The sequence below is a fragment of the Chryseobacterium lathyri genome, assembly GCF_019970085.1.
In the GTDB taxonomy this organism is placed as follows: Bacteria; Bacteroidota; Bacteroidia; order Flavobacteriales; family Weeksellaceae; genus Chryseobacterium; species Chryseobacterium lathyri.
Genome location: NZ_JAHXYG010000001.1, coordinates 168,281 through 194,243, shown reverse-complemented (window position 1 = coordinate 194,243; position 25,963 = coordinate 168,281). Strand labels below are relative to the sequence as shown.

Below are 25,963 nucleotides of genomic sequence, written 5' to 3'. Positions count from 1 at the left end.
TAATTCTGAAAAAGTAATATCAAAGCAAAACAACATATATAAACCGCTTAATTTTTTAGGCGGTTTTTTTATTACCCGTTTCTCAGCTTTTCCGGGGAAACTCCGAATTTTTTCTTAAATGCACGGGTAAAATTCTGGACATACTCATAACCACATTCAATAGCGATTTCCTTAATCATAATGTCTTTGTTGATGATCATTTTCTTTGCCTTAAGCATTCTCAGTTCCGAAATATAATCCGTCACGGTCATATCATACTGATGTTTAAATTCTTTCCTGATCTTATTCTGGCTGATACCCGTCAGCTTTCCGATGTCTTCTGCTCTTATATTTTTGTGATAATTCTCATCGATGAACTTTTTGACGGTAAAAGAAATGCCAGGCTCTTCCCGGGTATTGTTTTTTTCATTGAATTGCTCAAAAATAAGGATGAGGAGTTTAATAATCTTTGCCTCGACAAATAACCTCTGCATCATTCCTTTCTTTGAATAGCTGATCAGCTCATTTAAAATCATGTGCATTTCCACAGTCATGTAGGGAGGAGTTTTCTTGTGGAGAAAAATATAATTGTTCCGGATCATATTTTCCAGAATTTCCGCATTTTCTCTGCTCGATTCGGGATCGATAAGGTTAAAGATATGCTGGTAATTGATCTGTATCTGGAAATATTTTATAGTTTCCTGGCTTTCTGTCCAAAGTTCGGCTGTGCTTTCATGAGAAGAATAGTGGAGAATATACTGGTTTTTTCTGAACATGAATTTTGTTTCACAGTCATTCGCTTCTAATCTGATATTGGGGCTTAGCAGAAAGAGAAGACTGAAGCTCGCCTTACTCTCAATCATATGTAATCTTGAAAACTTTTTAGGCTGATGCTCTTCCTGCATGATCATCTTGATATGGTCGGAAGTGAAAAGCAATCCGTTTCTGGAGGAATTCTTCATACACAATGATTTAGGAATGTATAATTTTTTGAAACAAAGCCTAACATCGGATAACAAAAAGTTTGGAAATGATAACTCAGGGTTAAGAATGAAAGGTAATTTTGTGCAAAATTAAATTAAATTTAGAATAATTAAAAATAATATTAAATATGTTTCAAAATTTACATTTTGCGATGCGTAAAATAGGAGCCGGTTTAGCATTGCTGACCATCGCAGGAAGTTATCTATATGCCCAGCAATGGGAAGATGTAGGAAGTGCAGCGGGAGTTTCAGCAGCTGGAAGCAGTTATAATAACCTGGCCGTAGACCAGACAGGGAATTATTACCTTTCTTATTATGACACTTCTGTCGCTAAAGGCTCTGTACAGCAATTCAATGGAACTTCATGGTCATATGTAGGAGGATCTCCAGGAATTACTGAAGGAACGGCAACGTTTAACTCTCTATCATTAGACGGTTCCGGGAATGTTTTTTATACCAGTCAGATTGGTTATCCGGGTTCGGGAATTGCAGCACAGCAATTTAACGGAACTGTATGGTCATCGCTTCCCAACGTTACAACATCAGCAGCTAACTATCATGCTTCTGCAGTTTCTCCATCTAACATACTTTTTACATTTGGAGGTCAGAATTCAGGAACAGTACAGCGTTATATAAACGGAGCCTGGGAACAGGTAGGAAATACAGGATTTTCCAATGGGGCTACATTTGCAGAAATGGTTATAGGATCTGATCAAAAAGTATACACCTGCAGTATATCCGGAGGTGTAAGGGTGTATCAGAATAATACTTCAGCAGTGGCTACGGATGCATGGAGCCTGGTTGGAGGAAGTATTGTAGATGCCGCTTCTTCCTCAGAACAGTATACCTCAGATATTGCTATAGATGGAAATAATAATCTGTATGTAGCTTATGTTTCCAGTTCGGCTAACGGGCAGAAACTGAACGTTAAGAAATTTGAAGGAAATGCATGGGTACAGCTTGGACAGGCTAATTTTTCCGGTGGGAAGGTACAGCACGTAGCTATAGCGGTGACCCAGTCCGGACAGCCTTATGTGGTTGCCAGCCGTTTTGAAAATGATGATGTGTTAAGAAATACAGTGTATAAATTTGATGCTGCTATCCAAAATTGGGTGACTTTAGGCGGGAATTTTATTTCTGACGGAGAGGCAAGAGATAACGACCTGGCCATAGACAGAGCAAATAATTATTTGGTGTTGGCTTACACGGAAGATGTTACTAAAGTGAAAAGAATTCCGTTAGACGGTGTTCCGCCTGGCTGTACCAATACAGACCCGGGCAGCAATGCCGGAGATACGGGCTGTGTTACTTTTACTTACCGTGGACAGCAGGTTACCTATGCAACTGTAAGAGGTGGTGACGGAAATATATGGCTGCAGCAAAACCTGGGAAGCTCTCAGATTGCCTCTGCCATGGGTGACGAGAGTTCCTATGGAGACCTTTTCCAATGGGGAAGATGGGATGACGGGCATCAGCTTAGAAATTCAGGAACAGCGGCTCCGGTATCTCCCAATTCACCGGACGGATTAGCTGGTTTGAGTGCTTTTATCATTGGCTCACCTTCATGGTGGGGAACCTTTGAGGCTACCGATAAATGGACTGCTTCAGATCCTGCAAATGTATCCAAGCATGTAGGGGCAGATCCTTGCCGGGCTGTAGGAACAGGGTGGAAAATGCCATCGCAGGCAGAATGGACAGGTATTGTGAATGCAGAAAATATTGCCAATCCCGGCACAGCTTACAACAGTCACCTGAAACTTCCTGCGTCCGGTTACAGAAGTTCTTCCAGCGGGGCACTTACGTTTGCAGGACAGAGAGGGTATTTCTGGAGTTCGGATACATCAAATTCAGGGGGAAAATACTTATATATAGGTTCTACCATTGCCAATCCTTCTTCAGGGGCGATGAGGGGACAAGGCTCAGCAGTAAGATGTATAAAAACTGCTTCTGCTCTTGGAACATCTGATATCATAAGAAATATTGAAACAGTGGGAATGTATCCTAACCCTACTAACGGAATCCTTAATATCAAAGCAGATTCACTGATTGAAAGTGTAAATGTGACCAATATGACAGGGCACAGACTTAATAATGTACAGTTTGTTAATAATCAAATCCATATGAACGGACTTCCGGATGGAATTTATATCGTGGAATTAAAATTAAAGAACGGCCATATTTTTTCTAAGAAAATTATTAAAAACTAGGTCCTGGTCCGTTTGGTTGATCAGCAAAGCCTTTTGTTGTGGAATATCATGATTAGTTTATTTTAAATAATAGTTCATTACAATTACTTTTCCTGCAAAGACCTGTGAAAAAACTCACGGGTCTTTTTATGTGAATAAAAAAATGAAGAACTTAAAGAAAAATAAATCCTATATTCGATAAAAAAAATAAAAAAATGAAGAAATTTTATTCCCTTATTTATCTGTTTGTTGCAGCCTTTGTTTTTGGGCAGATCAACTACACGATTGCCCCGAATCCATTTAATGAAACGGATGCTATTACTTTAACCGTTCCGGGAGATCAGATTGATGAAGCAGCCTGGGGTGTTTCAAATAATGCCATTTATATCTGGTCCTGGTCCTTGGACACTAACTATCAGAACAGCCAGGACTGTCCTACAAACGGCAGCTGGAATAATTCTAATGAGCTGAATAAGCTCACTTACAATTCAGGGACAGACACTTACTCTCTAACCTTTACTCCTACTGCTTTTTATGGAAGAACGGGAATCGGAAGGTTCGGGTTTTTATTAAAAGATAAAACCGGAGCTCACCAAACCTCTCCCGATATATTTATCAATGTAGGGATCTTAAATTTGAACTTAACCAATCCGGCTGCGAACAGTTTGACTACAGTTCCGGCAGGAAATTCAGTCAATATTACGGCATCCACTAATGTTGCCTCAACATTTCAGCTAAAAGCAAACGGAGCAGTAGTAAATTCTACTTCAACTCTTTCACAGTCGTACAGTTATAACTATACGGTGACTCAGGATGCCAATATGGAACTGATTGCAACAGCCAATTCAAATACTAAGAATGCTACATTCATATTGCAGGTCCCAAGAAATGTAATTTCTGAAGCAATTCCGGCTTGGATCAGACAGGGAATCAATTATAATCCTACAGACAATACAAAAGTAGGTCTCGCACTTTATGCCCCTCATAAAAACTTTGTTCATGTCATCGGAAGCTTTAATAACTGGACAGTGAATGACTCTTATTTAATGAAGCGGGATATTACAAATCCTGATATGTACTGGATAGAGCTGACCGGATTGACTCCACAACAGTTATATACTTTCCAGTACAGAACCAATGATCTGAGAAAAGTAGCGGATCCTTATTCACCTCAGATCTTATCTTCCTATGATGATCAGTGGATTTCAGCTGCCACCTATCCTAATTTACCTCCGTTTCCTGCAGGACAAAACTTTGAAGTATCTATGTTTAAAACCGGGCAGTCACCTTACAACTGGCAGGTGACCAACTTTCAAAGACCTGCTAGAGAAAATCTAGTGGTTTATGAATTATTACTGAGGGATTTCACACAGGAAAAAAACTGGCAGTCATTAATCAACAAGATATCTTATTTAAAGAATTTAAATATTAATGCTATAGAGCTTCTTCCTATTATGGAATTTGAAGGCAATCTTTCATGGGGATACAATACTTCTTTCCATTATGCCCTGGACAAAGCTTACGGAACTCCTGAAAAATTTAAAGAATTTGTAGACCTGTGCCATCAGAATGGGATAGCAGTTATTTTAGATATTGCATTTAATCATGCAACAGGACGTTCACCTTTGGCTAGACTGTGGAATATTGATCCGGATGGAGACGGTTTTGGTGATATCGCTGCTAATAATCCTTATTTTAATCAGGTTCCGAAGCATTCCTATAATGTGTTTAATGATTTTAATCACTCAAGTCCTTCAACGCAGTATTATGTTGAAAGAAGTCTTCAGCAATGGCTGACTGAGTACCATATTGATGGATTCCGTTGGGATCTGACGAAAGGATTTACCCAGAACTGCTCTGAAAATGATGAAGCCTGTACCAATGCTTACCAGCAGGACAGAGTAGATATTATGAAAAATTATGCCGACAAACAGTGGGCTATAGACCCAAATTCCTATATGATATTTGAACATTTAGGAACCGATGCTGAAGAGCAGCAGTGGGCCAACTATAGAATTGCCGAAGGAAAAGGGGTAATGCTTTGGAATAAGCAGACTGAGCCTTACAACCAAAACACAATGGGCTATAAGGAAAACAGTAACTATGACAGAATGAACCACAGTCTTCACGGCTTTACCAATATGCATGCTGTAGGATACGGGGAAAGTCACGATGAAGAAAGATTGATGTTTAAAAACCTTGCGTATGGTGCGGTTAATGGAAGTTACAACGTTACCAATCTGAACACTGCTCTTGAAAGAATGAAAACTTTCGGAGCAACATTCTTTACCATTCCAGGCCCGAAAATGATCTGGCAGTTTGGTGAATTGGGCTATGAATTCAGCATCAACCGATGTGCAGACGGTACAATCAGCAGCGGATGCCGTACAGATGAAAAACCTGTTGCCTTTACTTTAGGATATGATACCAACGCCAACAGAAAAGCAGTGTATAATACCTGGGCTAAAATTATCAATATCAGAAATACTTATCCGGTTTTCAAATCCAAAACATATACTGTAGAGTCTAACAATCTTACCAACGATCCTGAAGGCCTGATCACCAGAATTTATGTATATGACAATTCAATAGCAGGAATGAAGAATGTGGTAGTTTTGGCGAATTATACCACTGCCGCTCAAAATGTTGTTCCTTACTTCCCTTATACAGGGCAGTGGCAGAACCTGATGGATAACTCTGTTTCTAATATTGCTTCTACAACAGCTCCTATTACCTTACAACCGGGAGAGTTCAGAATTTTTGGAAATTACGCAGGGGCACTGTCAACATCTGATGTAAATGCTGCGAATAAACTCTCGCTTCAGATTGCAGATAATCCTGTGAAAAACGGTGTGGCAAAATTAATATATCATAAAGCCAAAAACGGAGAGATTGTTATTTTTGACATGAGCGGTAAAAAATTGGATTCCATTAAATTAAATACCGAAAACGGAACTTATGAATTGAAAGCGAATTACCCGCCGGGAACCTATTTGGTTCATCTACGGTCTGAAACAGGCACTGCCATTCAGAAGATGATTATTAAATAACAAAAGAGGGACGATAAACATCGTCCCTCTTTTTTATAAAACACTACAGAATATATAAATCTAATTTTTGCCAATTAAAAATATTAGTCTACTTTTGCAGTAGATTTATCAAGAAAGGTGGAGGGATTTGGCCCTATGAAACCTTAGCAACCTGCACGACTCTAAAAAGTGTAAAGGTGCTAATTCCAACCCAGTTTGGGGAAGATGAGAAAAGTCAATATTCTGACAACAATTCCATTTCTTGAAGTCTTTTATAGCTGCGGATGAGGTCCGTGGGGAATATTTATGATTAATTTACAAGGACAAAGATGAAAAAATTAAGCCTGTCTGTTATACTCCTGGGAGCTGTTTTGGTGAACGCACAGGAACAGGAAAAAGGAAATCAGATCGAAGATATAATTATCGTAGGAAACCGCAATACGAAAAGGACAAAACTGGAAACACCGGTTCCCGTAGATGTTATTAATATAGAAAAGCTACAGAAATCTGCGCCACAGACGACGGTTCAGGATCTGCTGAATTATGTGATTCCATCATTTAATTCTGTAAGGCAGTCAGCTTCTGACGGGACAGAACATATTGATCCCGTAACCTTGAGAGGAATGGTGCCGGATCAGGTTTTGGTACTCATCAATGGGAAAAGAAGACACACCACTTCACTGGTCAATTATCAGAATACCGTTGGAAATGGCTCTGTAGGAACAGATCTCAGTACAATTCCGATAATCGCTATTGACAGGATAGAAGTGTTAAGAGACGGTGCAGCAGCACAATACGGTTCTGATGCCATTGCAGGAGTAGTCAATATTATTCTTAAGAAAGATATAGGAGCATCAGCTTCAGCATCCTATGGAATTAGCGGAAGAAATGATGGTGAAACCTATCAGGCCGGAATCAATTACGGATCTTCTCTTGGGAAAAAGGAAAGTTATATAAACCTTTCATTGCAATTGAGCCACAGAGGAAAGACCACAAGAACTCAAAATCATGATCTGGACATTTTCGGAGATAATTTTGCCTATGAATTTGCTAATGATCCTATCGCGGCCAGAGCTGCTGATGATCAGATTATTAGAGAACGAGGCCTTACCAGGGATGACTTTAATTTTCAGATCGGGGATGCACAAATCAGGCAGGCCCAGTTGTTTTTTAATTCTGAATACCCTTTAAGTGAAAGCTTTAAGCTGTATTCCTTTGGAGGTTTCAGTATTAAAGAAGGAAAAGGCTTCGGTTTCAGAAGGCTTCCCGGAGAAAAAGATAATGTAGTTTCTTCTATCTATCCAAACGGATTTCAGGCCTCTTTGAACTCGCAGGTTTACGACTTTTCTTATGCTGTAGGGGCAAAATATAATGTTAACAACTGGTTGCTTGATGTAAGTAATACTTTCGGAAGCAATACTTTCAATTATAATGTAGACAATACCAATAATGCATCTTTAGGGGCGAAATCTCCAACGAGCTTTTATGCAGGAGCGCACAGCTTTCTTCAGAACACGGTGAATCTTGATGTTTCTAAAAATCTGAATCAGTTTAATATAGCATTTGGGGGAGAATTCCGTTTTGAGCAGTACGAGATCAAACCGGGAGATGAAGCTTCCTACACCCGGTATGATATCAATGGAAATCCTGCGGTTCCCGGATCTACCGTGGAGGGGAATGGCGGCTCACAATCATTTATCGGTTTTTCTCCGGACAATGCTTTAAAGAAATCCAGGAATTCAACAGCCGTATATGCTGATGTTTCTTATGATATCGCTAAAAAATTGAACATAGATCTGGCAGGAAGATTTGAAAATTATTCAGATTTTGGAAATACACTGAATGGAAAACTGGCCGTGAGATATGAATTTGTAAAAGATTATGCAATACGGGCATCAGTAGGAACTGGCTTCAGGGCTCCATCGCTTCAGCAGCAGTATTTTAATAATTCCTATGCCGACATCTCCACTTCAGGATCGGGAATTGTAACCAAAGGGATTTTCAGGAATGACAGTGATGCAGCCAGAGCGCTTGGATTTGATCAATTAAAACAAGAAACATCAGTCAATGCCAGTGCAGGCCTTACCCTGAAACCTGCCAACAGGCTGTTTGTAACAGTTGACGGATATTGGATCAGAGTAAAAGACCGAATAGTGATCACCAGTAATATCGAAGATCCGAGACTGGCCCAGTACGACGTAGAAAGCGGAAGATTCTTCGCTAATGCAGTAGACACAGAAACAAAAGGAGTAGATGTTGTTATCACTTATGATTGGAAACTGGGCGGAGGAAATTTAAATATCAATCTGGCAGGAAATTATACAGAAACCAAGATCACAGATTTCCATTTTCCTGAAAACTTAGTGCCTTCCCAGGATGAATATTTCGGTCCTGACCAGATCAATATCATCGAAACACTTTCTCCTAAGACAAAAGCTTCCTTAGGATTGAATTATGCAATTGGAAAATTCAATTTTATGGTGAGAAATACGTATTTTGGCCAGGTCATAAGAGATGGCTACCCATTTGGAAAAGTTCAGAAGTTCTCTCCTAAAGTGGTTACAGATGTGAGTGTAGGCTATGATATAACGAAAAATATTAATCTTACCATAGGAGCCAATAATGCCTTTGATGTGTTTCCGGACCTTCAGATCTATGAAAATTCATACTATGGAGTGTTTAAATATGCGCCGGTCCAGATGGGAACGCTGGGGAGTTATTTCTTCGGAAGACTTAATTTTAATTTTTAACTGCTAAATGAGTACTGCTACACATCAGATTGGCTGGAAAACGGCTGCCGCAATTGTTGTCTCTAATATGATCGGGACAGGAATATTCACCACGTTAGGCTTTCAGCTGTCTGATATTACCAACACCTACAGTATTTTCCTGTTGTGGATCATCGGCGGAATCCTAGCCCTGTTCGGAGCGTTTTGCTATGCCGAGCTGGGATCTTATTTTAAAGGAAACGGCGGAGATTATATTTATCTTAAAGAAACTTATCATCCGGTATTTGGCTATTTGGTGAGCTGGATTTCTCTTATCATCGGGTTTTCTGCGCCTGTTGCTTTGGCGGCACTGGCAATGTCAAAATACCTTTCAGCGTTTAATTATACTTTTGGAAACGGTTTTGCCATAGGCTTCATTTTTCTTGTGGCAGCGAGCTTATCGTTCAGCCTTAAAACATCAAGCAGGTTTCATAATTTTTTTACCTTTATCAAAATTGCTTTTATTATTATACTGGTGATTCTTGGCGTTGTGCTTTCAGGATCTGAGATAGGAAACAGCCTGAAATTCACTGACAGCTGGCAGAACGAGATTATGCTTCCAGCTTTTGCTACATCCCTGGTTTTTGTTACCTATTCCTATACCGGCTGGAATTCTGCTTCTTACATTGCAGGAGAAATAAAAGACGTTCAGAGAAATCTTCCTAAAGCTTTAATTGTGGGAACTGTTTTTGTCACAGTAAGTTATCTGCTGGTCAATTTTATCATGCTGAAACATGCATCTGTAAGCCAGCTGGCAGGGAAAGAAGATGTTATGGGGGAAGCCGCAGGGAATATGCTGGGCAGCGGTTTTGGGAAAATCGTCAATGTTTTTATTGCCTTACAGCTGATTGCTACCATCAGTGGCTATTTATGGGTAGGCTCAAGACTTACACAGGCTTTTGCGAAAGAAAACCATTTGTGGAGATCACTTGCTGTCAATAATAAAAAAGGAATTCCCGTAAGGGCTATTTTTGCTCATGCAGTGATTGCTTCAGTGATCATTCTGACAGGAAGTTTTAAAGAGATCTTTGTGTATACCGCTTTTATTCTTCAGCTGTTTGCCAGCCTTTCTATTTCGACGGTTTTCTTTCTTAAAAAAGACCAGCGGAAAATATTTAAATCCAATATATTTTACATTTTTCCTGCAGTTTTTCTGCTTTTCAGTATGTATATCCTCTACTTTACACTCATCCATAATCCTAAAGAAAGCATTATAGGACTTGGAATTGTAGCCTTTGGACTGATTTTATATGTCATTGACAGGAAATTTTTTAAAAAACCTTGACAGGGTAAATATTCTGTTTATTCTAAAAAACACCATAAATCCTAATGATTCAAAAAATTATGTGAATCTGGCAGGTCAAAGGAATTTTAATTTGAATTAATAAATTCTTATCTTTGCACTCTCAAAAATTGCAGAATGTCTAAATCATTAATTCCAAAACTAGAAGCTATTAAACAAAGATATAATGAGGTTGCCGACCTTATTATACAGCCTGATATCATTTCAGATCAAAAAAAATATTCTTCTCTGAATAAAGAATACAGTGATTTAGGAAAGATTGTAAAAGTTTACGATCAGTATAAAGGTGCCCTGGATACGATTGAAGAATCTGATGAGATCATCGCCGACGGTTCAGACAGAGATCTTGTAGACCTTGCGAAAGAGGAAAAAATGGAAGCTCAGGCTAAAATACCCGGCCTGGAAGAAGAATTAAAAGTTCTTTTGATTCCTAAAGACCCTGCAGATGATAAAAACATCATTGTAGAATTACGTGCCGGAACAGGAGGTGATGAAGCGGCTATTTTTGTGGAAGACATCTACAGAATGTATAGCATGTACTTCAAAACAAAAGGATGGAGACATGAAGTGACGGATTCTAACGAAGCAGCAAAAGGCTACAAAGAACTCATCATGAAAGTAGAAGGGGAAGGTGTTTACGGAATCATGAAATTCGAGTCCGGAGTTCACCGTGTACAGCGTGTTCCCGAAACTGAATCTCAGGGAAGGGTTCATACTTCTGCCATCACCATTGCTGTGCTTCCGGAAGCTGAAGAAGTGGATGTAGAGATCAACCCTGCAGATATCGAAATGCAGACATCCCGTTCAGGAGGTGCCGGTGGACAGAACGTTAACAAAGTAGAGACTAAGGTACAGCTTACTCACAAGCCTTCAGGTTTAGTGGTTGTATGTCAGCAGGCCCGTTCTCAGCTGGCAAACCGTGAGCTCGCAATGGAAATGCTTCGTGCAAAACTGTATGATATTAAACTTCAGGAAGTTCAGGGAGATATTGCTGCACAGAGAAAAACAATGGTTTCTACGGGAGACCGTTCCGCAAAGATTAAAACTTACAACTATCCTCAGGGGAGAGTGACAGATCATAGAATCAATAAATCTATGTATAACCTCGATGCTTATATGAACGGAGATATTTCTGAAATGATAGATGCAGTCATCATGGCGGAAAATGCAGAGAAGATGAAGGGAGAAGAAGAAAATTATTAAAAATAAATTATAAATCAGGCTCTTGAAATCCAGGAGCTTTTTTTTTGCTGTATATTCATTCAAAAAAACATTGAATTAAAACAAAATAATATGAACAATTTTAAGGTCATTATATTCATGATGCTGGCATTGTTAAGTCAAAATCTGCTGGCTCAGACAGAAGTGAAGAAACCTTCTGAAGTCTTTGAAATGTATTTTGGAACTTTCGTTAAAAACGATGATGCTGTACTTTCTAAGCTGAATGATTATTTAAGACCTACCGTAGAAGGAGAAAATGCTTATCAGGTAGATTTTAAAACCGTTTCCAGGGATATGATGAAAGAAACCACCGACAACTTTTTATCTGCTTTTTCCAAAACCACGGCAGATGCCTGCAGAAAGGAAGCCGAAGATTATTTCACTGCTATGATGGAAAATTTTAAAAATGGAAAACTTTCCGTTAAAGACGTAAAAATTGTCCAGAATGAATATATAGAGGATCAGAAAATTGCTGAGGTTAATTATTCAGTCAGCTTCAAGGTTCCGGCTAAATTTTCTGATATTCCAACCGGGGATATGAAAAACGTTAAGCCTGAAGACCTTAAAAAATACCTTGTTCAAAGTGTACAGGCTTTTAAAAATGCTGATAAAATAGTGATAACGGAGCAAAAGTTCAGTTTGTACCAGCTAAACGAAGGTGGAAAAACATACTACTGGAACGGCAGCCCTGATGAAATTGTTGCAGGATTGACAGATTTCTATTTTGATAGTTTCGGATCTAAATAATGATCTTTGAAAAATAGTAATAAAGCTCTGGTTTCAGGGCTTTTTTTATTTCGTATACTTTACGTATTTTTGAGAAAACCCTTGATTATGAATTTTAAGCCTATGTTATTAACTGCTGGAGTTTTGTTTTCAGCAACTATTTATTCTCAAAAAATGAATTATCCTAAAGCAGAAAAAGGAAGTCAGACAGATACTTATTTTGGTAATGCAGTTGCAGACCCTTTCAGAGATCTTGAAAATGATTCTGACGCCACAAAGAAATGGGTAGATGATGAAGTAGCCTACAGCCAGAATTATCTTTCAAAGATCCCGTTCAGAAATACAATCAAGGATCAGCTAACTGAGATCTGGAATTATGAGAAAATTTCAGCACCTTTCAAAGAAGGAGATTATACGTACTATTATAAAAATAATGGCCTTCAGGCGCAGTCTATCTTATACAGAACAGATAATAAGACCAAAACAACGGAGATATTTTTAGATCCTAATAAATTTTCAGAAAAAGGAACGACCTCTCTTTCCAATTTGTCATTCAATAAAAAAGGAAACCTGGCAGCATACTCCATTTCTGAAGGTGGGAGCGACTGGAATAAGATCATTATCATAGACGCCATTACCAAAAAACAGATTGATGAAACATTGGTAGATGTAAAATTCAGCGGAATTTCATGGCAGGGTGATGAAGGATTCTACTATTCGAGCTATGATAAACCGAAAGAAGGAACGGTCCTTTCGGGAATGACAGATAAGCACAAAGTGTATTTCCATAAATTAGGAACTAAACAGTCTGAAGACAAATTGATCTTCGGAGGAGATAAAACACCTAGAAGATATCTTGGAGCAGGGGTTTCTGAAGACCAAAGGTACCTGATTATTTCTGCAGCCAATGCAACCAATGGGAACGAATTGTATATCAAAGACTTAAAAAAAGGCGGTGACTTTGTACAGATTAATAAAGGTTTTGATATTAATGCCAGTATTGTAGACACTCAGGGGGATGACCTTTTTATCTTTACCGATAAAGATGCCCCGAACATGCGCCTTGTAAAAACCAGCATTACCAATCCTTCACCGGAAACCTGGAAAGATGTTATCCCGCAAACAGAAAATGTATTGGGAATATCTACAGGAGGCGGATATTTCTTTGCTACTTATATGGTTGATGCTATTGATCAGGTAAAGCAGTTTGACAAAACAGGAAAACTGATCAGGGAAATTGCTCTTCCAGGAAAAGGAAACGTAGGAGGTTTTGGAGGAAAAGAAGAAGAAAAAGAATTGTATTTTTCATTCAGCAACTATATTACACCGGGAACGACCTACAAATTCAATGCGGATTCAGGGAAATCAGAAGTTTATCAGAAGCCTAAAGTAAAATTCAATCCGGAAGATTATATTTCAGAGCAAGTGTTCTATACTTCAAAGGACGGAACCAAGATTCCTATGATGATCAACTATAAAAAAGGAACAAAGCTGAACGGTAAAAATCCTACGATCCTGTATTCTTACGGAGGTTTCAATATCAGCCTTCAGCCTTCATTCTCTGTAGTGAATGCGATCTGGATGGAAAACGGAGGAATCTACGCAGTGCCAAATATCCGCGGTGGTGGTGAATATGGTAAAAAATGGCATGATGCAGGAACAAAAACACAAAAGAAAAATGTTTTTGAAGACTTCATTGCAGCAGGAGAATATCTGCAAAGCAAAGGATATACTTCAAAAGAATATATGGCATTATCCGGAAGATCGAACGGAGGGCTTCTGGTAGGAGCCACTATGACCATGCGTCCCGACCTTGCAAGAGTAGCTTTCCCAGGAGTAGGAGTGTTGGATATGCTGAGGTACAATAAGTTCACAGCAGGAGCCGGCTGGTCTTATGATTATGGGACTGCGGAAGACAGCAAAGAAATGTTTGAATATCTTAAATCATACTCTCCGGTGCACAATGTGAAAAAAGGAATATGCTATCCTTCCACAATGATCATTACAAGTGATCATGATGACAGGGTGGTTCCGGCACACTCTTTTAAATTCGGAGCAGAACTTCAGGATAAGCAAGGCTGTAAAAATCCAATTTTATTAAGAATTGAGAAAAATGCAGGTCACGGAGCCGGAAGGGCAACCGACCAGGTAATCAGTGAAAATGCAGATCTTATTTCTTTTGCCCTGTACGAAATGGGAATAACAAAATTGAAATAATATAATGTAAATAATAAATTTCGGCCGCTCTCTGAGCGGCCGAAACTATTGTATATTTTACTTTGTGCTTTTAGTTTTATTCTTTTGTATCAGCTGATTTCTGATCTCATTCATTTGCTTTTGTATTTCTTCAATCTGCTTTTTCTGCTCTTCCATTATTTTTTCCGGACTGGTTGTAGTACGCGTGTTGTTTCCGCTGGCCATTCTTGAAGTATTGGAATAAGTGGCGGGATTATACGGGTCTACCATACAGTCAGCATCAGAGGTTGTTCCCAGAACTCCGGCATCGGTTACGGTAATTTTATAGCAATTGCCTCCGGGAGATTTTAAAACAATAAGATCAGCTACATCCCTCCACACTAGATCATTTGGCGTTCCCGCAACATTTCCAGGAGCAGTTGATTTACCATGGGTTACAAGGACTTGCCCCCTTAGTCCGTAATTTCTGGGAAGGTAATATTCACCGGTAGTAGTTCCTGTATTGTCCTTGTACATAAAATAAGGACCTAGATATATGCTATTGGGAACAGTAAAAGAGGTATATACTCCTGTAGAGGTATCCTGTGAACTCATAGAAAAGCCACCCTGACTTGCTGTCATATTTGAATTTAGACTTCCATTTGAATTTGTAAGCATCGCTACGCTATACCCCGGCATATTAATCAAGTCTAATGCTGCTCCACCGTCGGAGGTACCTGTATTAAAAGAGGAAATGTTTTTAGTCTGTGCAAATATGCTCCCTGTTCCATCTGAAGGATTGATAACTCCGGCTATATTATATTCTGGGGCCAAGGTGGTGTTGGTTTCCAGTAAATATTGGGTATTAGTGGATGTATCTGTTTTGGAAGATCTGAAATCACCGTTTACATCCAGCGTTTTTTCAGGAGTTGAGGTATTGATTCCTACATTCCCGGTTCCTACTTGAGCCGATACGCTCGCCATGCATAAAACAAGGCAGGGTAAAAAAATTCTTTTCATCTGTTTCTGATTTTGGAAGCAAAAGTAGTAGTCTCTTAAACAGAAAGAAAGCTTTTTATCTGTAAAATTCAGAATTTTACAGATAGATACTTAATTATAACTATTTGATACTTAATTATTTGATTGCCCTTTCTTGTTCCTGTATGGTAATCTCTTTTTGATACATTTTGTAAGCCCTGAATAGGTATAAAGAGTTGCATTTTATAAATAAATTATTTTTTGCTGAATTTTTCTTTCCATTTTTTTACCGTGTTTCTGCTGAGGCTATAATGATTGGCTAACTCAGAATCATTCATCCTGTTCGTTTTTTGGTAATCCAGTATGGCTATTATTGTCGAATGATCGTAGGAACGGTATTTTTGATTAGTATATACCTTTCCGAAAATAATCTCATTCAGTTTGATGACCTCCAGGGTAGATAGCTTTTTTTTGGAAAGATAATACTGGCATTCCTCTATTTTTTCAGGATGCTTCATGATGATGAGGTCAGAATATATTTTAATATAATCGGGAAAATCTGTATCTATCTCTGATGTTTTTTTATCCATTTGTATAAGGTGGTTTTTGGTATTTTATATTCTTCAATGATCTGTGTTTTACTTTTTTCTCCGGAAGCAACAAGGTGGAGGATAAAATCTATAATCTCTTTTGTGTAGACGCTCTTCCGGAATTCTGCAGGTTTGAGACTGCCTGAATTTCTTCTTTGATTGAAGTTTTGACTTTTGGGTGGGGAATAAAGAACCAGATGTTGGGAATATATCCTGAAAAAATCATATTTCAGTAATTTGCTCTACTTCAGAAGAATATCCGTGTCCAGGGTTTTGGATTTATACATGGCTTCTATTTCTCTTTCAGAACATTTGAAAAAATCACACGCTCGGGATATTTCTATGTTGCATTTCGCTATATGCTGGCTGATTAAATTTCCAATATGGATATCTTTAAAATTCATTTTTGCTGATCTTTATTTTAGAATGATGACAAGATTTTTTCAGGCTTTGTATACTGATTGGGAGTGTAGTGTACAAGGCATCTTTTGCTTTGAGCTCATTACCTGTTATCCTTGGAGCAATCAGTCCATCAGTCTTAGTAATATCAGAAGGAGCTGCTACAACATCTAAGGCTGCTTTGGAAGTCAGTGTATTTATCCCTACCTGATCAAAATAAATTACCGAAGCCAAAATAGCGACAGTAAATAATGCTTTTTTCATAAATATGTTTTTTCTGTTAGAATAATTTTATTGGAACAAAACTATCCCGACTATTTATGAAACCCTATTTATATACCTGTCAATTTCGGAATCTTACAGCATGAAAAAGATAAATAACTAGTTTATTATCAGGTATTTGTTTGATCTTGATCTTTTGTTTGTATTTTATTTTCATTAGTCGCATTTTCAATAAAAACAGAAGGCGAAATTCCCGTGATTTTTTTAAAAATTTTTGAGAAATTTTCTGCGGAAGAGAAACCGGAGATTTCAGCAAGGGCACCTACCTTATACTTTCTATACTTAGAATCTTCCAGTATATTTCTGCATATATATTCTATACGAAGTTCATTGATGTAAGTATTGAAGTTTTTGCCATAATGTTGGCTGATGATTTCTGAAAGATAGCGTGGATTGGTCTTAAGGTCAGATGCCAGGGAAGATAAACTGAGATTGGGATTAATAAATTTTTCGGACTGCTCAAATTTTTTCAATTTCTGCAATATTTTTTTTTCTACAGCTTCCGGAATAGTACGGTCTTTTTGCGATTCTGTAGTATCTATCACTGATTCCAGAGGATTTTCCTTAGGAATAAAAGTACTGCTATTGTTTTCTTTTAACTTTTGTTCAAGCCTGGAAATTATGTTTTGGAAGAGTTGCTTTTGTTTTGCTTTCTTACGCTGATAATAAAAAATAATTCCCGCCAGACTCAGAACCGTAAAAATGCCAAGTGCCATCAAAAAATTATACGTACGTTTTCTTTTGTCGGCCTCTTCTTTTATAATACTATCCAAAATCTGTACAGATTTGTTGACCGCTTTTTGGTTTTCTGCGGAAAGACTGCTTCTCGCGGTTTGGTATAGTTCATTATACTTTTTATACTCCTTCAAATTATTTTCAGCCAGATAGTTTTGGGCTAAATAATGATATAATTCTACTCTTTTGGGATCCTTAGGCTCAGTAAGTTTTTCGGCACTTATCAATGTATCAATAGCTTTCTGATACTCTTTCCGGTTGGTATAAATAACAGAAAGGTATATTTGGGCAGAAGAAATATGATATTGCTCCCACTCTGTACCTTTCGCAGAAATAATTGCTTTTTCCAGCATAGCTTCTGCTTTCTCCCATTGTTTGGCAAAAACATAATTCACTCCAGCTCCCAAATACGTAACCGTATACTGAAATTTTACCTTATCGGATGTTTTCATATGGGAAAGTGCATCTAAAGATTTTGTGATGTAAATACTTGCGGAATCGTATTTTTTTTCTTCAGTAAGGGCTTTTGAATATTCTGTGAGAAGAAGGGATTTCACCCAGTTGCTTTCCTGTGGATCATGAATTTTTTCAGCATCCTTCAACCCTTCTTTCAAGGAAGATTTTGCTTTCGGAATAAGCCCGATATCTCTGTATCTGTTCGCTAAAAGTCCGCAAATTCGTACTCTTTGATTATAATTTTCGCCAAGATATGAAACGTCTTTAGCTTTTTGGGCAAATGAGAGTGCTTCATTGTTTTTTCCTAAAAAATAATAACAGGTGCTTATTTCCAGGTAAAGTTCTGCCAAAGAATTATGATCTTTAAATGTGGGCAGATAAGAATTAGCGATTGCCAAAGCAGAGTCTGGGTTTTTATCTTGCGCCTGCTGAATTCTCCTCATAACCTTTACGAGTTCCGTTTGTGATATTTTTTTTGAATCGTCAACGGAATTTTGTGAGAAAATTAATGTAGATAAGAATAGAAAGGGAAAAAATAAAAAATTTTTCATTAAATACCTGCTTTCTTACAAAAGTATTAAAAAAATAAGCTTGTAAATAATCAAATACTAAGCATCTCGAATTCCAAACTGTAATTTATGCATATGTTTCACTGTGCCGGAAGAGCAACTGATCAGGTAAAATACGGATCTTATAGCATTTGCTTTATATGAAATGGGAATAAAGAAATTGAAATAATATAATAATAAGTAAGTATTTCAATAACAGAGACCGGGCATTTGTCCAGTGTTTTTTATGCTTAAAGCTAAGGAAAACTGTACATTAACATAAGTTTCATGTTTCGCTCAAAAAAATTAACTTTACGGAGACAAAAATTATTGGAATGCGAAAGACAATTTCTGTGAAAACTCCGGATTTTAGCATAGAGCCTCAGCAAAGAGAGATCTATAACTTTGAAAAAGACGGATTAGAATTAAAATCATCTTACACCTCAGAAGATGTTAAAAATAAATCTTTAACACAGACTTCTCCAGGAATTGCACCCTATCTCAGAGGCCCATATTCTACCATGTACGTACAGAAACCATGGACGGTAAGGCAGTATGCAGGTTTCTCTACTGCAGAAGAATCAAACGCATTTTACAGAAGAAACCTGGCAGCAGGACAGAAAGGATTATCAGTTGCTTTTGATCTCGCAACACACAGAGGATATGATTCCGATCACTCAAGAGTAGTAGGAGATGTAGGTAAAGCAGGTGTCGCCATCGATTCTGTGGAAGATATGAAGATCCTTTTCAATGAAATTCCATTAGATCAGATTTCTGTATCCATGACCATGAACGGTGCTGTACTTCCAATTTTGTCCTTCTATATTGTGGCTGCTGAAGAGCAGGGTGTAAAGCAGGAATTGCTTTCGGGAACCATTCAGAACGACATTTTGAAAGAGTTCATGGTGAGGAATACCTATATTTATCCGCCGGCGCCTTCCATGAAAATTATTGCAGATATTTTTGAATATACTGCTCAAAATATTCCCAAATTCAATTCTATTTCCATTTCAGGATACCATATGCAGGAAGCAGGCGCCACTCCGGTACTGGAAATGGCCTATACCTTGGCAGACGGTCTTGAATATGTAAGAACAGGAATTAAAGCCGGAATGAACGTCGATGATTTTGCCCCAAGGCTTTCATTTTTCTGGGCAATCGGGATGAATCATTTCATGGAAATTGCAAAAATGCGTGCTGCAAGATACATCTGGGCAACTCTTTTAAAGCAGTTCAACCCGCAGAATGCAAAATCTTTAGCATTAAGAACCCACTCACAGACCTCTGGTTGGTCTCTTACAGAACAGGAACCCTTTAACAATATTACAAGAACAGCTATTGAGGCTCTTTCTTCAGCTTTAGGAGGAACCCAGTCGCTGCATACCAACGCTCTGGATGAAGCCATCGCACTTCCAACAGATTATTCAGCGAAAATTGCAAGAAATACCCAGATTATCCTCCAGCAGGAAAGCGGGATCTGCGACGTTGTAGACCCTATGGGTGGAAGTAACCTTGTGGAAAGCCTTACCCAGCAAATGATCGAGGAAGCGATGAAATACATCGATGAGGTAGAGCAGGAAGGAGGAATGACAAAAGCTATTGAAGCCGGAATTCCAAAAATGAGGATTGAAGAAGCAGCCGCTAAAAAGCAGGCTAAAATCGACAGTGGTGAAGAATTTATTATTGGCGTAAATTCATTCAGAACAGTCTTAAAACAGGACGGAATAGAGATCCTGGATATCGATAATACAGAAGTCCGCAGAAAACAGATCGAAAGACTTGAAAAAATAAAAGCAGAAAGAAATCCTCAAGCTGTTACAGAAATCCTGAACGAGATCCGTGAAAGTGCAAAGACAGGGAAAGGAAATCTTCTGGCATTATGTATAGAAGCAGCAAGAAGAAGAGTGACTCTTGGTGAAATGAGCGATGCCATGGAAGAAACCTTCGGTAGATATAAAGCCAATATTAGAACAATCTCTGGAGTATACGCTATGAATGCCGGAAAAAACGAATATTTTGAAAAAGCCCTTCATCTGACTCAGAAATTCGAAGAAGAAGAAGGCCGTCGGCCAAGATTGATGGTTGCGAAAATGGGACAGGACGGACATGACAGAGGTGCCAAAGTAGTAGCTACTGCATTCGCAGATATGGGATTTGATGTCGATGTGGCACCATTGTTTCAGACTCCTGAAGAAGTAGCCAAACAGGCTGTAGAAAACGATATCCACATTCTTGGAGTTTCCTCACTGGCAGCTGGGCACAAAACCCTTGTCCCTCAGGTGGTCGAAGAGCTCAAAAAACTGGGAGCTGATGATGTGACCATTGTGGTAGGTGGCGTTATTCCACAGCAGGACTACGAATTTCTGTATGCCAACGGTGCCGATTTTATTTTCGGTCCGGGAACCAATCTTCCTAAATGTGCGGTGGAAATCTTAGAAAGATTTTTAAATTAACATTTTTTATAGAATAACTGCATAGCTTTTGTATAGTTTAAGTGAAATTTCATTATGGCTTATACAGTAGTTTCAGTATTTCCGGTGACTGTAGATACAGAGGAAATTAAAAAGAATTTAAAAGAAAAAGGTTTTGATGAAGCAAATATTATTGTTTCAAAATCTAAGGTAGAAAGCGGATTGTCAGCTGATCATTATCAGGAGGATCAACAAACAAAAGAATTTTTTGAATACGTTTTTGCTCACGATGCAGAAATGCTGGAGGCTTACCGCAAGCACAGTATTGGCAGAAGCAATGTTATTGTGTATGCGGATGACTTGCAGCAGGCTAAGGTCGCCAAGACTGTTTTAAATGAAAACGGTGCACTTGAGGTTTACCGTAAACCGTCAGAAGCACGGGACAGCATTCCTGAAGGTATGTCGGAGCAGGAATACAACGGAATCATTGCCAAAGCAAGGCATAATATCTATTTTCTGGGATCAGAAAGAGTTTACCATTCCAATGAAGCTAAAGGGATGGACGACGAGATGGATAGCTTAGGATCAAAAGATTAATCATCCCAATAAAGCAAAGCCTGGATATAAAATTATTCAGGCTTTTTTATTTAAAAAATTTGAATATTCAGAAAAATTAATATATTTGCACCTGAAAATCAAGTTTAACCCATTAAAAAACAACGAAGCAATGTTCAAAACGAATCAAAATTCTTCAGCTGGAGTACCGCTTATGGTGGTAAGGCTTCGTGGTTTGGTATACTCTTAGAATAATAGTACAACGAAATATCAAAACCCGAAGTCGTAAAGATTTCGGGTTTTTTATTGCGCAATATTTAAACTCCAGTTTCCCCGAAATTTTTTAGTGTCATTAAGAACAAAGTGAAAAGATCTTTATGATCTATTTTATACTGTTCATTATCGTAAAATCAATCAACTTATATTTTAGTTGAGTAAGAAAAGATGTGCACAAATTCAAAATCTGGATATTGTAACGGCATCTTGTTTCTTATAATTTATGGAAAATTATAATCTTCTGTTTCTTCGACTGAGAAGTGCAAGAAGCAGAAAAAGAGCAGGTAGAAAAGATGTAGAAAAACAGATAAGAAAAAAATATAATCGTAGTGAAAAGCTGTGGGATATCAGAAGGAAAATTCCCTGGATTCCGCTGGAAAATCCTTATCAGAGAGGATTTGTAAGATTCTTTGTTCTCCGGGATGATGTGAAAAGATCCAAAGATGCAGATTTTTTCGAAGGGATTTTGAACAAAATCAACACCTACATGTATTCTGAAAGCCGACAATTCCTGAAAAAAAAGAAAAAGTCTGGAAGAAGAATATACGTGGAACGAGAACAGAAACTTAAAAGGATTTCTTCATTGGGATGGAATGATCCAAAGTTAGGATTCACACAGAGAGAAAGACAGTACTTTCTTAAAAAAGAAGAATACAATCCATTCCGGAAAAGAAACGATATCTACTACGAATTTATTGAACCCTGGAGATTTATCCTCCGAGTAAGACCCAATATGATCACCCATTATAAACCATTGGATTCTGAACTGGAAAAAGAATGTGATGAACTGGGATCCTATTTAAGGCAATATAAAGTGGCGGGAATTATCCGGAAAAAAATTTATGGTAGACCAAAACCATGGAAAGCAGATTATGAAACTGATCTTATCAAAAGCAGAAAATATACTGCCTGTATCATGTCTGCAACAGAGCTTGCAGATTATTTTGAGGACTTATAAGTCCAATTATTTAAAACAAAAAACAATGGGAAATTTAAAACTAAAAGGAAAAGATATATTAAAACTCGGTTATCCGAACAATCAAAGCGTCAATGTGGCTTTGGAGGTTATGAAAAGAAATTTTGCAACGAAGAATATTCACCATGTAAAATCTATTTTAAAAGAAATCCTCCTCAACCCGGAGAACTTTGAAAAAGACCTGACTTTCGGGCAGATTGCAGAATCGCTGCTTTCATCCAGAAAAACAGAAAAAAGGATGCTCAATACACAGCGTGCTTCCTTTCAGATCTTTGGAAACAATATCTCTGAAGAAGCCAAAAACCAGCTGTACACAGCTTTAAAACTGCCGATTTCAACGCAGGGCGCTTTAATGCCCGATGCACACAGCGGTTACGGACTTCCGATAGGCGGTGTTCTTGCGGTAGAAAACGCAGTGATCCCTTACGGAGTAGGCATGGATATTGGCTGCAGGATGAGTCTCAGTATTTTGGATATACCGGTTTCATATCTTGACGGAGCAAGAGATAAATATGAAAAAGCTCTTGCCGAACACACCAAATTCGGGATGTACGAAATCCATAAATCTCATATAGATCATGAAATCTTTGAGAGAGATACCTTCGATATGATTCCGGTTTTAAGGAGATTAAAAGGAAAAGCCATCAAACAAATGGGTTCTTCCGGCGGAGGGAATCACTTTGTGGAATTCGGAGAAGTTGAAATTACGGAAGAAGATGACCAGATCGGCCTTCCAAAAGGAAAATATCTGGGAATACTTTCACATAGCGGTTCCAGAGGTTTAGGAGCTGAGATTGCACAATACTATTCAAGAGTTGCTGCAGATCAGTGTCCGTTGCCAAAAGAAGCCCAACAGTTCGCCTGGCTGGATCTGAATACCCATCTCGGCCTGGAATACTGGACAGCAATGAACCTTGCCGGAGATTATGCCTCTGCCTGTCATGATGACATCCATAGAAGACTGGTAAAAGCGGTCGGCGGAAGAGTAAAAGCAAAAATTGAAAACCATCACAATTTTGCATGGAAGGAGATTCATAACGGAAAAGAAGTGATTGTTCACAGGAAAGGAGCTACACCTGCTAATGTAAACGAACTGGGAATGATTCCGGGTTCCATGACGGCAAAAGGCTTTATCGTTCGTGGAAAAGGAAACCCGGATTCACTGAATTCGGCATCACATGGAGCAGGAAGAGCCCATTCAAGAGGAGAATGCAGAAGCCTTTTCACTCAGAATGATATCAAAAAAGAGCTTAAGCTGAAGAAAGTCACTTTGATAGGCGGAAATACTGAAGAAGCACCGATGGCTTATAAAGACATCCATGAAGTAATGAATGCACAAAGTGAATTGGTCGATATTCTCGGAACATTTCAACCCCGAATTGTGAGAATGGATAAATAAGTAAGTTGCTGGTTTATAGTTATCAGTTGAGAGAATTTCACTATTAGTTATAAACTTGCAGTATTCCAATCTTATAGGTTTTCAAAACCTATAAGGTTTAAAAAATAATAATAATAAGGTTGGTGTTTATAGTTGGCAGATCAAAAAAATTGTACTGTCAATTATAAACCATCAACTCTCAACAAAAAACAAAAAATGGGAGCACCTCATAATATAAAAAGATACGGAGAAGTCTGGCCGGAATTTAGAATTCTGCACGGGCTTGAAATTTTAAATAAACTAAAAGATAAAGTCATCATATCAGGAGGCTGGGCCTGGCATTTCATGTCAGAAACAGGACATACGGAATACAAGCATGCCCATGACCATAAGGATATTGATGTTTTTGTAAAGAAAGAAAACACAGCAGAAACAGTTATAATTCTTCAGCAGGAAGGTTTTCAGAAAGTATGGACCCGCTATGATCATTTACAGAGCGAAGAGAATTTCCGCAGATATGAAAAGACAATGGAACTCCAAAACGGAAAATCTCACAGAATTACTATAGATTTCTTCGAAAGGAATGACTTGGAGACGATTGAAATCAATGGCTTTACCGTTGTCAAACCTGAACTTTTACTGACGTTTTACAGAAACATCCATTCCAGTGATAAATGCTGGGCTGTAATGGCTGCTAAAGATTTACTGCAGAAAGGGATCGACCCTATTGGTCATCCAAAATTAAGTGAAATCCCTAAAGTAAAGTAAAATGGAAAAGCTTATACAAATAACCTCAGGAAGAGGGCCTTTAGAGTGCCAGTGGGTCACCGCTAAAATTCTGAAGGTCTTCCTTGAGGAAATTAAAAACAATACAATAGATTACGAAATCATTCACCGTGAAAACGGCGATGAAAACCTGACTTTAAAATCTGTAACCATTCTTCTAAAAGCAAAAGATCTGGATCCATTTTTAAAAACATGGTTAGGAAGCATATGCTGGACCGGTAAAAGCACATTCAGGAAACTCCATAAAAGAAGCAACTGGTTTATCGGTGTTTTCGAGCTGGAGGGGCTGGAGAAGATCAATTTTAATGAAAAAGATATTCAGTTCCAGACTACAAGAAGCCAGGGAAGTGGCGGACAAAATGTAAATAAAGTCAACACGGCTGTTCGGGCCGTTCATATACCCACCGGAGAAAGTGTATTTGCACAGGATTCCCGGTCACAGCTGGAGAATAAAAAGCTGGCCATTATGCGGCTGAAAGAAAAAGTAACCGGATTGTATATCAAACAGCTTGAAAAAAGAATGCAGGATACATGGAACAATCATCTGCAGGTGCAGAGAGGAAATCCGGTCCGCACATTCTCCGGGACAGATTTTAAAAAGAATCATCAGGATAAATCATTTAAAAAACAGAGAAATATCCTGAAAAAAGAACTCAAAAACTACAGAAATGACCTTAACTAAAAGTAAATATTATTTTGAAGCCCTGGATAATTATCCATACAGCCTTCCGGACTGCCTGGAAGCTTTGAACTATGCCCTGTCCTATGATCCTGAAGATGCAGACAGCCTCTGCCTGATGGGAAGAATATACAGCGAAATGCTGACCGATTACGAAAGGGCAAAAATGTATTTCGAAGAAGCCATGCAGTGTAATGTAGCCAATCTCAACACACCACAGCATTATATCAAATGTCTTTTGGACAATGAAGACCTCGATGAAGCAGAAAAACTGATCCATTATGCTTTAAGAATCAAAGGAATAGACAAAGCAAGAATATTGATACAGAAATCGCTGTTGTTTGAAATCAGGCTGGAATATAAAAAAGCATTGGAACCTTTAAAAGAAGCAAGAAAATACAGCTATAACCAGGCTATGATTGATTTTTTGAAAAGCAGGGAGAAATTTATTAAAAGCAAAATGACAAAAACTAAAAAGAAAGGAAAAAAGTAATTACTTTCTTAAATGATGTCTTACTCATTACAGAAGGATCTTTTTAAGGTC

Annotated in this window: 21 protein-coding genes and 1 riboswitch; of the genes, 14 read left to right on the top strand and 7 right to left on the bottom strand. The window is 38.2% G+C overall.

The features are described 5' to 3' along the window. Positions 1-71: 71 nt before the first annotated feature. Positions 72-941: a helix-turn-helix transcriptional regulator gene (locus LC418_RS00860; RefSeq protein ID WP_223557769.1), complete on the bottom strand. Its 870-nt coding sequence runs from the start codon at positions 939-941 to the stop codon at positions 72-74. Between the two features lie 149 nt (positions 942-1,090). Here LC418_RS00860 and LC418_RS00855 point away from each other — a divergent pair, with 149 nt between their 5' ends. From LC418_RS00855 to LC418_RS00825, 7 genes are all read left to right on the top strand, one after another. Next, the gene (locus LC418_RS00855; protein WP_223557768.1) at positions 1,091-3,169 is read left to right on the top strand and encodes a T9SS type A sorting domain-containing protein; all 2,079 of its coding nucleotides are present in this window, start codon (positions 1,091-1,093) and stop codon (positions 3,167-3,169) included. 194 nt (positions 3,170-3,363) lie between these two features. Further along, complete coding sequence (locus tag LC418_RS00850) at positions 3,364-6,198, top strand: alpha-amylase family glycosyl hydrolase (RefSeq protein ID WP_223557767.1); 2,835 nt, start codon at positions 3,364-3,366, stop codon at positions 6,196-6,198. Between the two features lie 102 nt (positions 6,199-6,300). Next, positions 6,301-6,409, top strand: a riboswitch (SAM riboswitch). A gap of 97 nt (positions 6,410-6,506) precedes the next feature. Beyond that, complete coding sequence (locus tag LC418_RS00845; RefSeq protein WP_223557766.1) at positions 6,507-8,927, top strand: TonB-dependent receptor plug domain-containing protein; 2,421 nt, start codon at positions 6,507-6,509, stop codon at positions 8,925-8,927. Positions 8,928-8,934: 7 nt separating this feature from the next. Next, a complete protein-coding gene (locus LC418_RS00840; RefSeq protein WP_223557765.1) occupies positions 8,935-10,230 on the top strand; it encodes an APC family permease in 1,296 nt (431 codons plus the stop codon). A 135-nt stretch (positions 10,231-10,365) separates the two neighbouring features. Continuing rightward, on the top strand, positions 10,366-11,451 hold the full coding sequence (gene prfA, locus LC418_RS00835; protein WP_111958425.1) for a peptide chain release factor 1: 1,086 nt from the start codon (positions 10,366-10,368) through the stop codon (positions 11,449-11,451). A gap of 90 nt (positions 11,452-11,541) precedes the next feature. After that, complete coding sequence (locus LC418_RS00830; RefSeq protein ID WP_223557764.1) at positions 11,542-12,216, top strand: hypothetical protein; 675 nt, start codon at positions 11,542-11,544, stop codon at positions 12,214-12,216. 87 nt (positions 12,217-12,303) lie between these two features. Next, the gene (locus LC418_RS00825) at positions 12,304-14,412 is read left to right on the top strand and encodes a prolyl oligopeptidase family serine peptidase (RefSeq protein WP_420837275.1); all 2,109 of its coding nucleotides are present in this window, start codon (positions 12,304-12,306) and stop codon (positions 14,410-14,412) included. A gap of 57 nt (positions 14,413-14,469) precedes the next feature. On the opposite strand, the gene LC418_RS00820 is transcribed toward LC418_RS00825, so the two are convergent. The 6 genes from LC418_RS00820 to LC418_RS00800 all read right to left on the bottom strand — a co-directional run bounded on the left by LC418_RS00820 (position 14,470) and on the right by LC418_RS00800 (position 18,253). Next, a complete protein-coding gene (locus LC418_RS00820) occupies positions 14,470-15,390 on the bottom strand; it encodes a YckD family protein (protein ID WP_223557763.1) in 921 nt (306 codons plus the stop codon). 212 nt (positions 15,391-15,602) lie between these two features. After that, complete coding sequence (locus LC418_RS00815; protein ID WP_223557762.1) at positions 15,603-15,938, bottom strand: helix-turn-helix domain-containing protein; 336 nt, start codon at positions 15,936-15,938, stop codon at positions 15,603-15,605. Beyond that, entirely contained in the window at positions 15,914-16,021 is a 108-nt protein-coding gene (locus LC418_RS21010) for a hypothetical protein (protein ID WP_338075515.1), read from the bottom strand. The genes LC418_RS00815 and LC418_RS21010 overlap by 25 nt, the downstream gene beginning before the upstream one ends. Positions 16,022-16,026: 5 nt before the next feature. Beyond that, positions 16,027-16,164, bottom strand: coding sequence for a hypothetical protein (locus LC418_RS21005; protein ID WP_338075506.1), 138 nt, complete (start codon positions 16,162-16,164; stop codon positions 16,027-16,029). A gap of 167 nt (positions 16,165-16,331) precedes the next feature. Further along, entirely contained in the window at positions 16,332-16,601 is a 270-nt protein-coding gene (locus LC418_RS00805) for a hypothetical protein (protein WP_223557761.1), read from the bottom strand. Between the two features lie 128 nt (positions 16,602-16,729). Next, positions 16,730-18,253 (bottom strand): helix-turn-helix domain-containing protein, encoded by a 1,524-nt coding sequence (locus LC418_RS00800; protein ID WP_223557760.1) that lies wholly within the window; start codon positions 18,251-18,253, stop codon positions 16,730-16,732. Between the two features lie 440 nt (positions 18,254-18,693). On the opposite strand from LC418_RS00800, the gene scpA reads away from it, so the two are divergent. The 7 genes from scpA to LC418_RS00765 all read left to right on the top strand — a co-directional run bounded on the left by scpA (position 18,694) and on the right by LC418_RS00765 (position 25,912). Then, positions 18,694-20,811 carry a methylmalonyl-CoA mutase gene (gene scpA, locus LC418_RS00795; RefSeq protein ID WP_111958441.1) on the top strand — a complete coding sequence of 706 codons (2,118 nt, stop codon included), beginning with the start codon at positions 18,694-18,696 and terminating at the stop codon, positions 20,809-20,811. 54 nt (positions 20,812-20,865) lie between these two features. Then, positions 20,866-21,366: a hypothetical protein gene (locus tag LC418_RS00790; protein ID WP_223557759.1), complete on the top strand. Its 501-nt coding sequence runs from the start codon at positions 20,866-20,868 to the stop codon at positions 21,364-21,366. Positions 21,367-21,823: 457 nt separating this feature from the next. Then, positions 21,824-22,558: a hypothetical protein gene (locus tag LC418_RS00785; protein ID WP_223557758.1), complete on the top strand. Its 735-nt coding sequence runs from the start codon at positions 21,824-21,826 to the stop codon at positions 22,556-22,558. Positions 22,559-22,583: 25 nt separating this feature from the next. Continuing rightward, positions 22,584-23,975 (top strand): RtcB family protein, encoded by a 1,392-nt coding sequence (locus LC418_RS00780; RefSeq protein WP_223557757.1) that lies wholly within the window; start codon positions 22,584-22,586, stop codon positions 23,973-23,975. 195 nt (positions 23,976-24,170) lie between these two features. Continuing rightward, the gene (locus LC418_RS00775; RefSeq protein WP_223557756.1) at positions 24,171-24,722 is read left to right on the top strand and encodes a hypothetical protein; all 552 of its coding nucleotides are present in this window, start codon (positions 24,171-24,173) and stop codon (positions 24,720-24,722) included. A 1-nt stretch (position 24,723) separates the two neighbouring features. Beyond that, entirely contained in the window at positions 24,724-25,422 is a 699-nt protein-coding gene (gene prfH, locus LC418_RS00770) for a peptide chain release factor H (protein WP_223557755.1), read from the top strand. Continuing rightward, the gene (locus LC418_RS00765) at positions 25,409-25,912 is read left to right on the top strand and encodes a hypothetical protein (protein ID WP_223557754.1); all 504 of its coding nucleotides are present in this window, start codon (positions 25,409-25,411) and stop codon (positions 25,910-25,912) included. Before prfH ends, LC418_RS00765 begins: the two co-directional genes overlap by 14 nt. Positions 25,913-25,963: the final 51 nt, after the last annotated feature.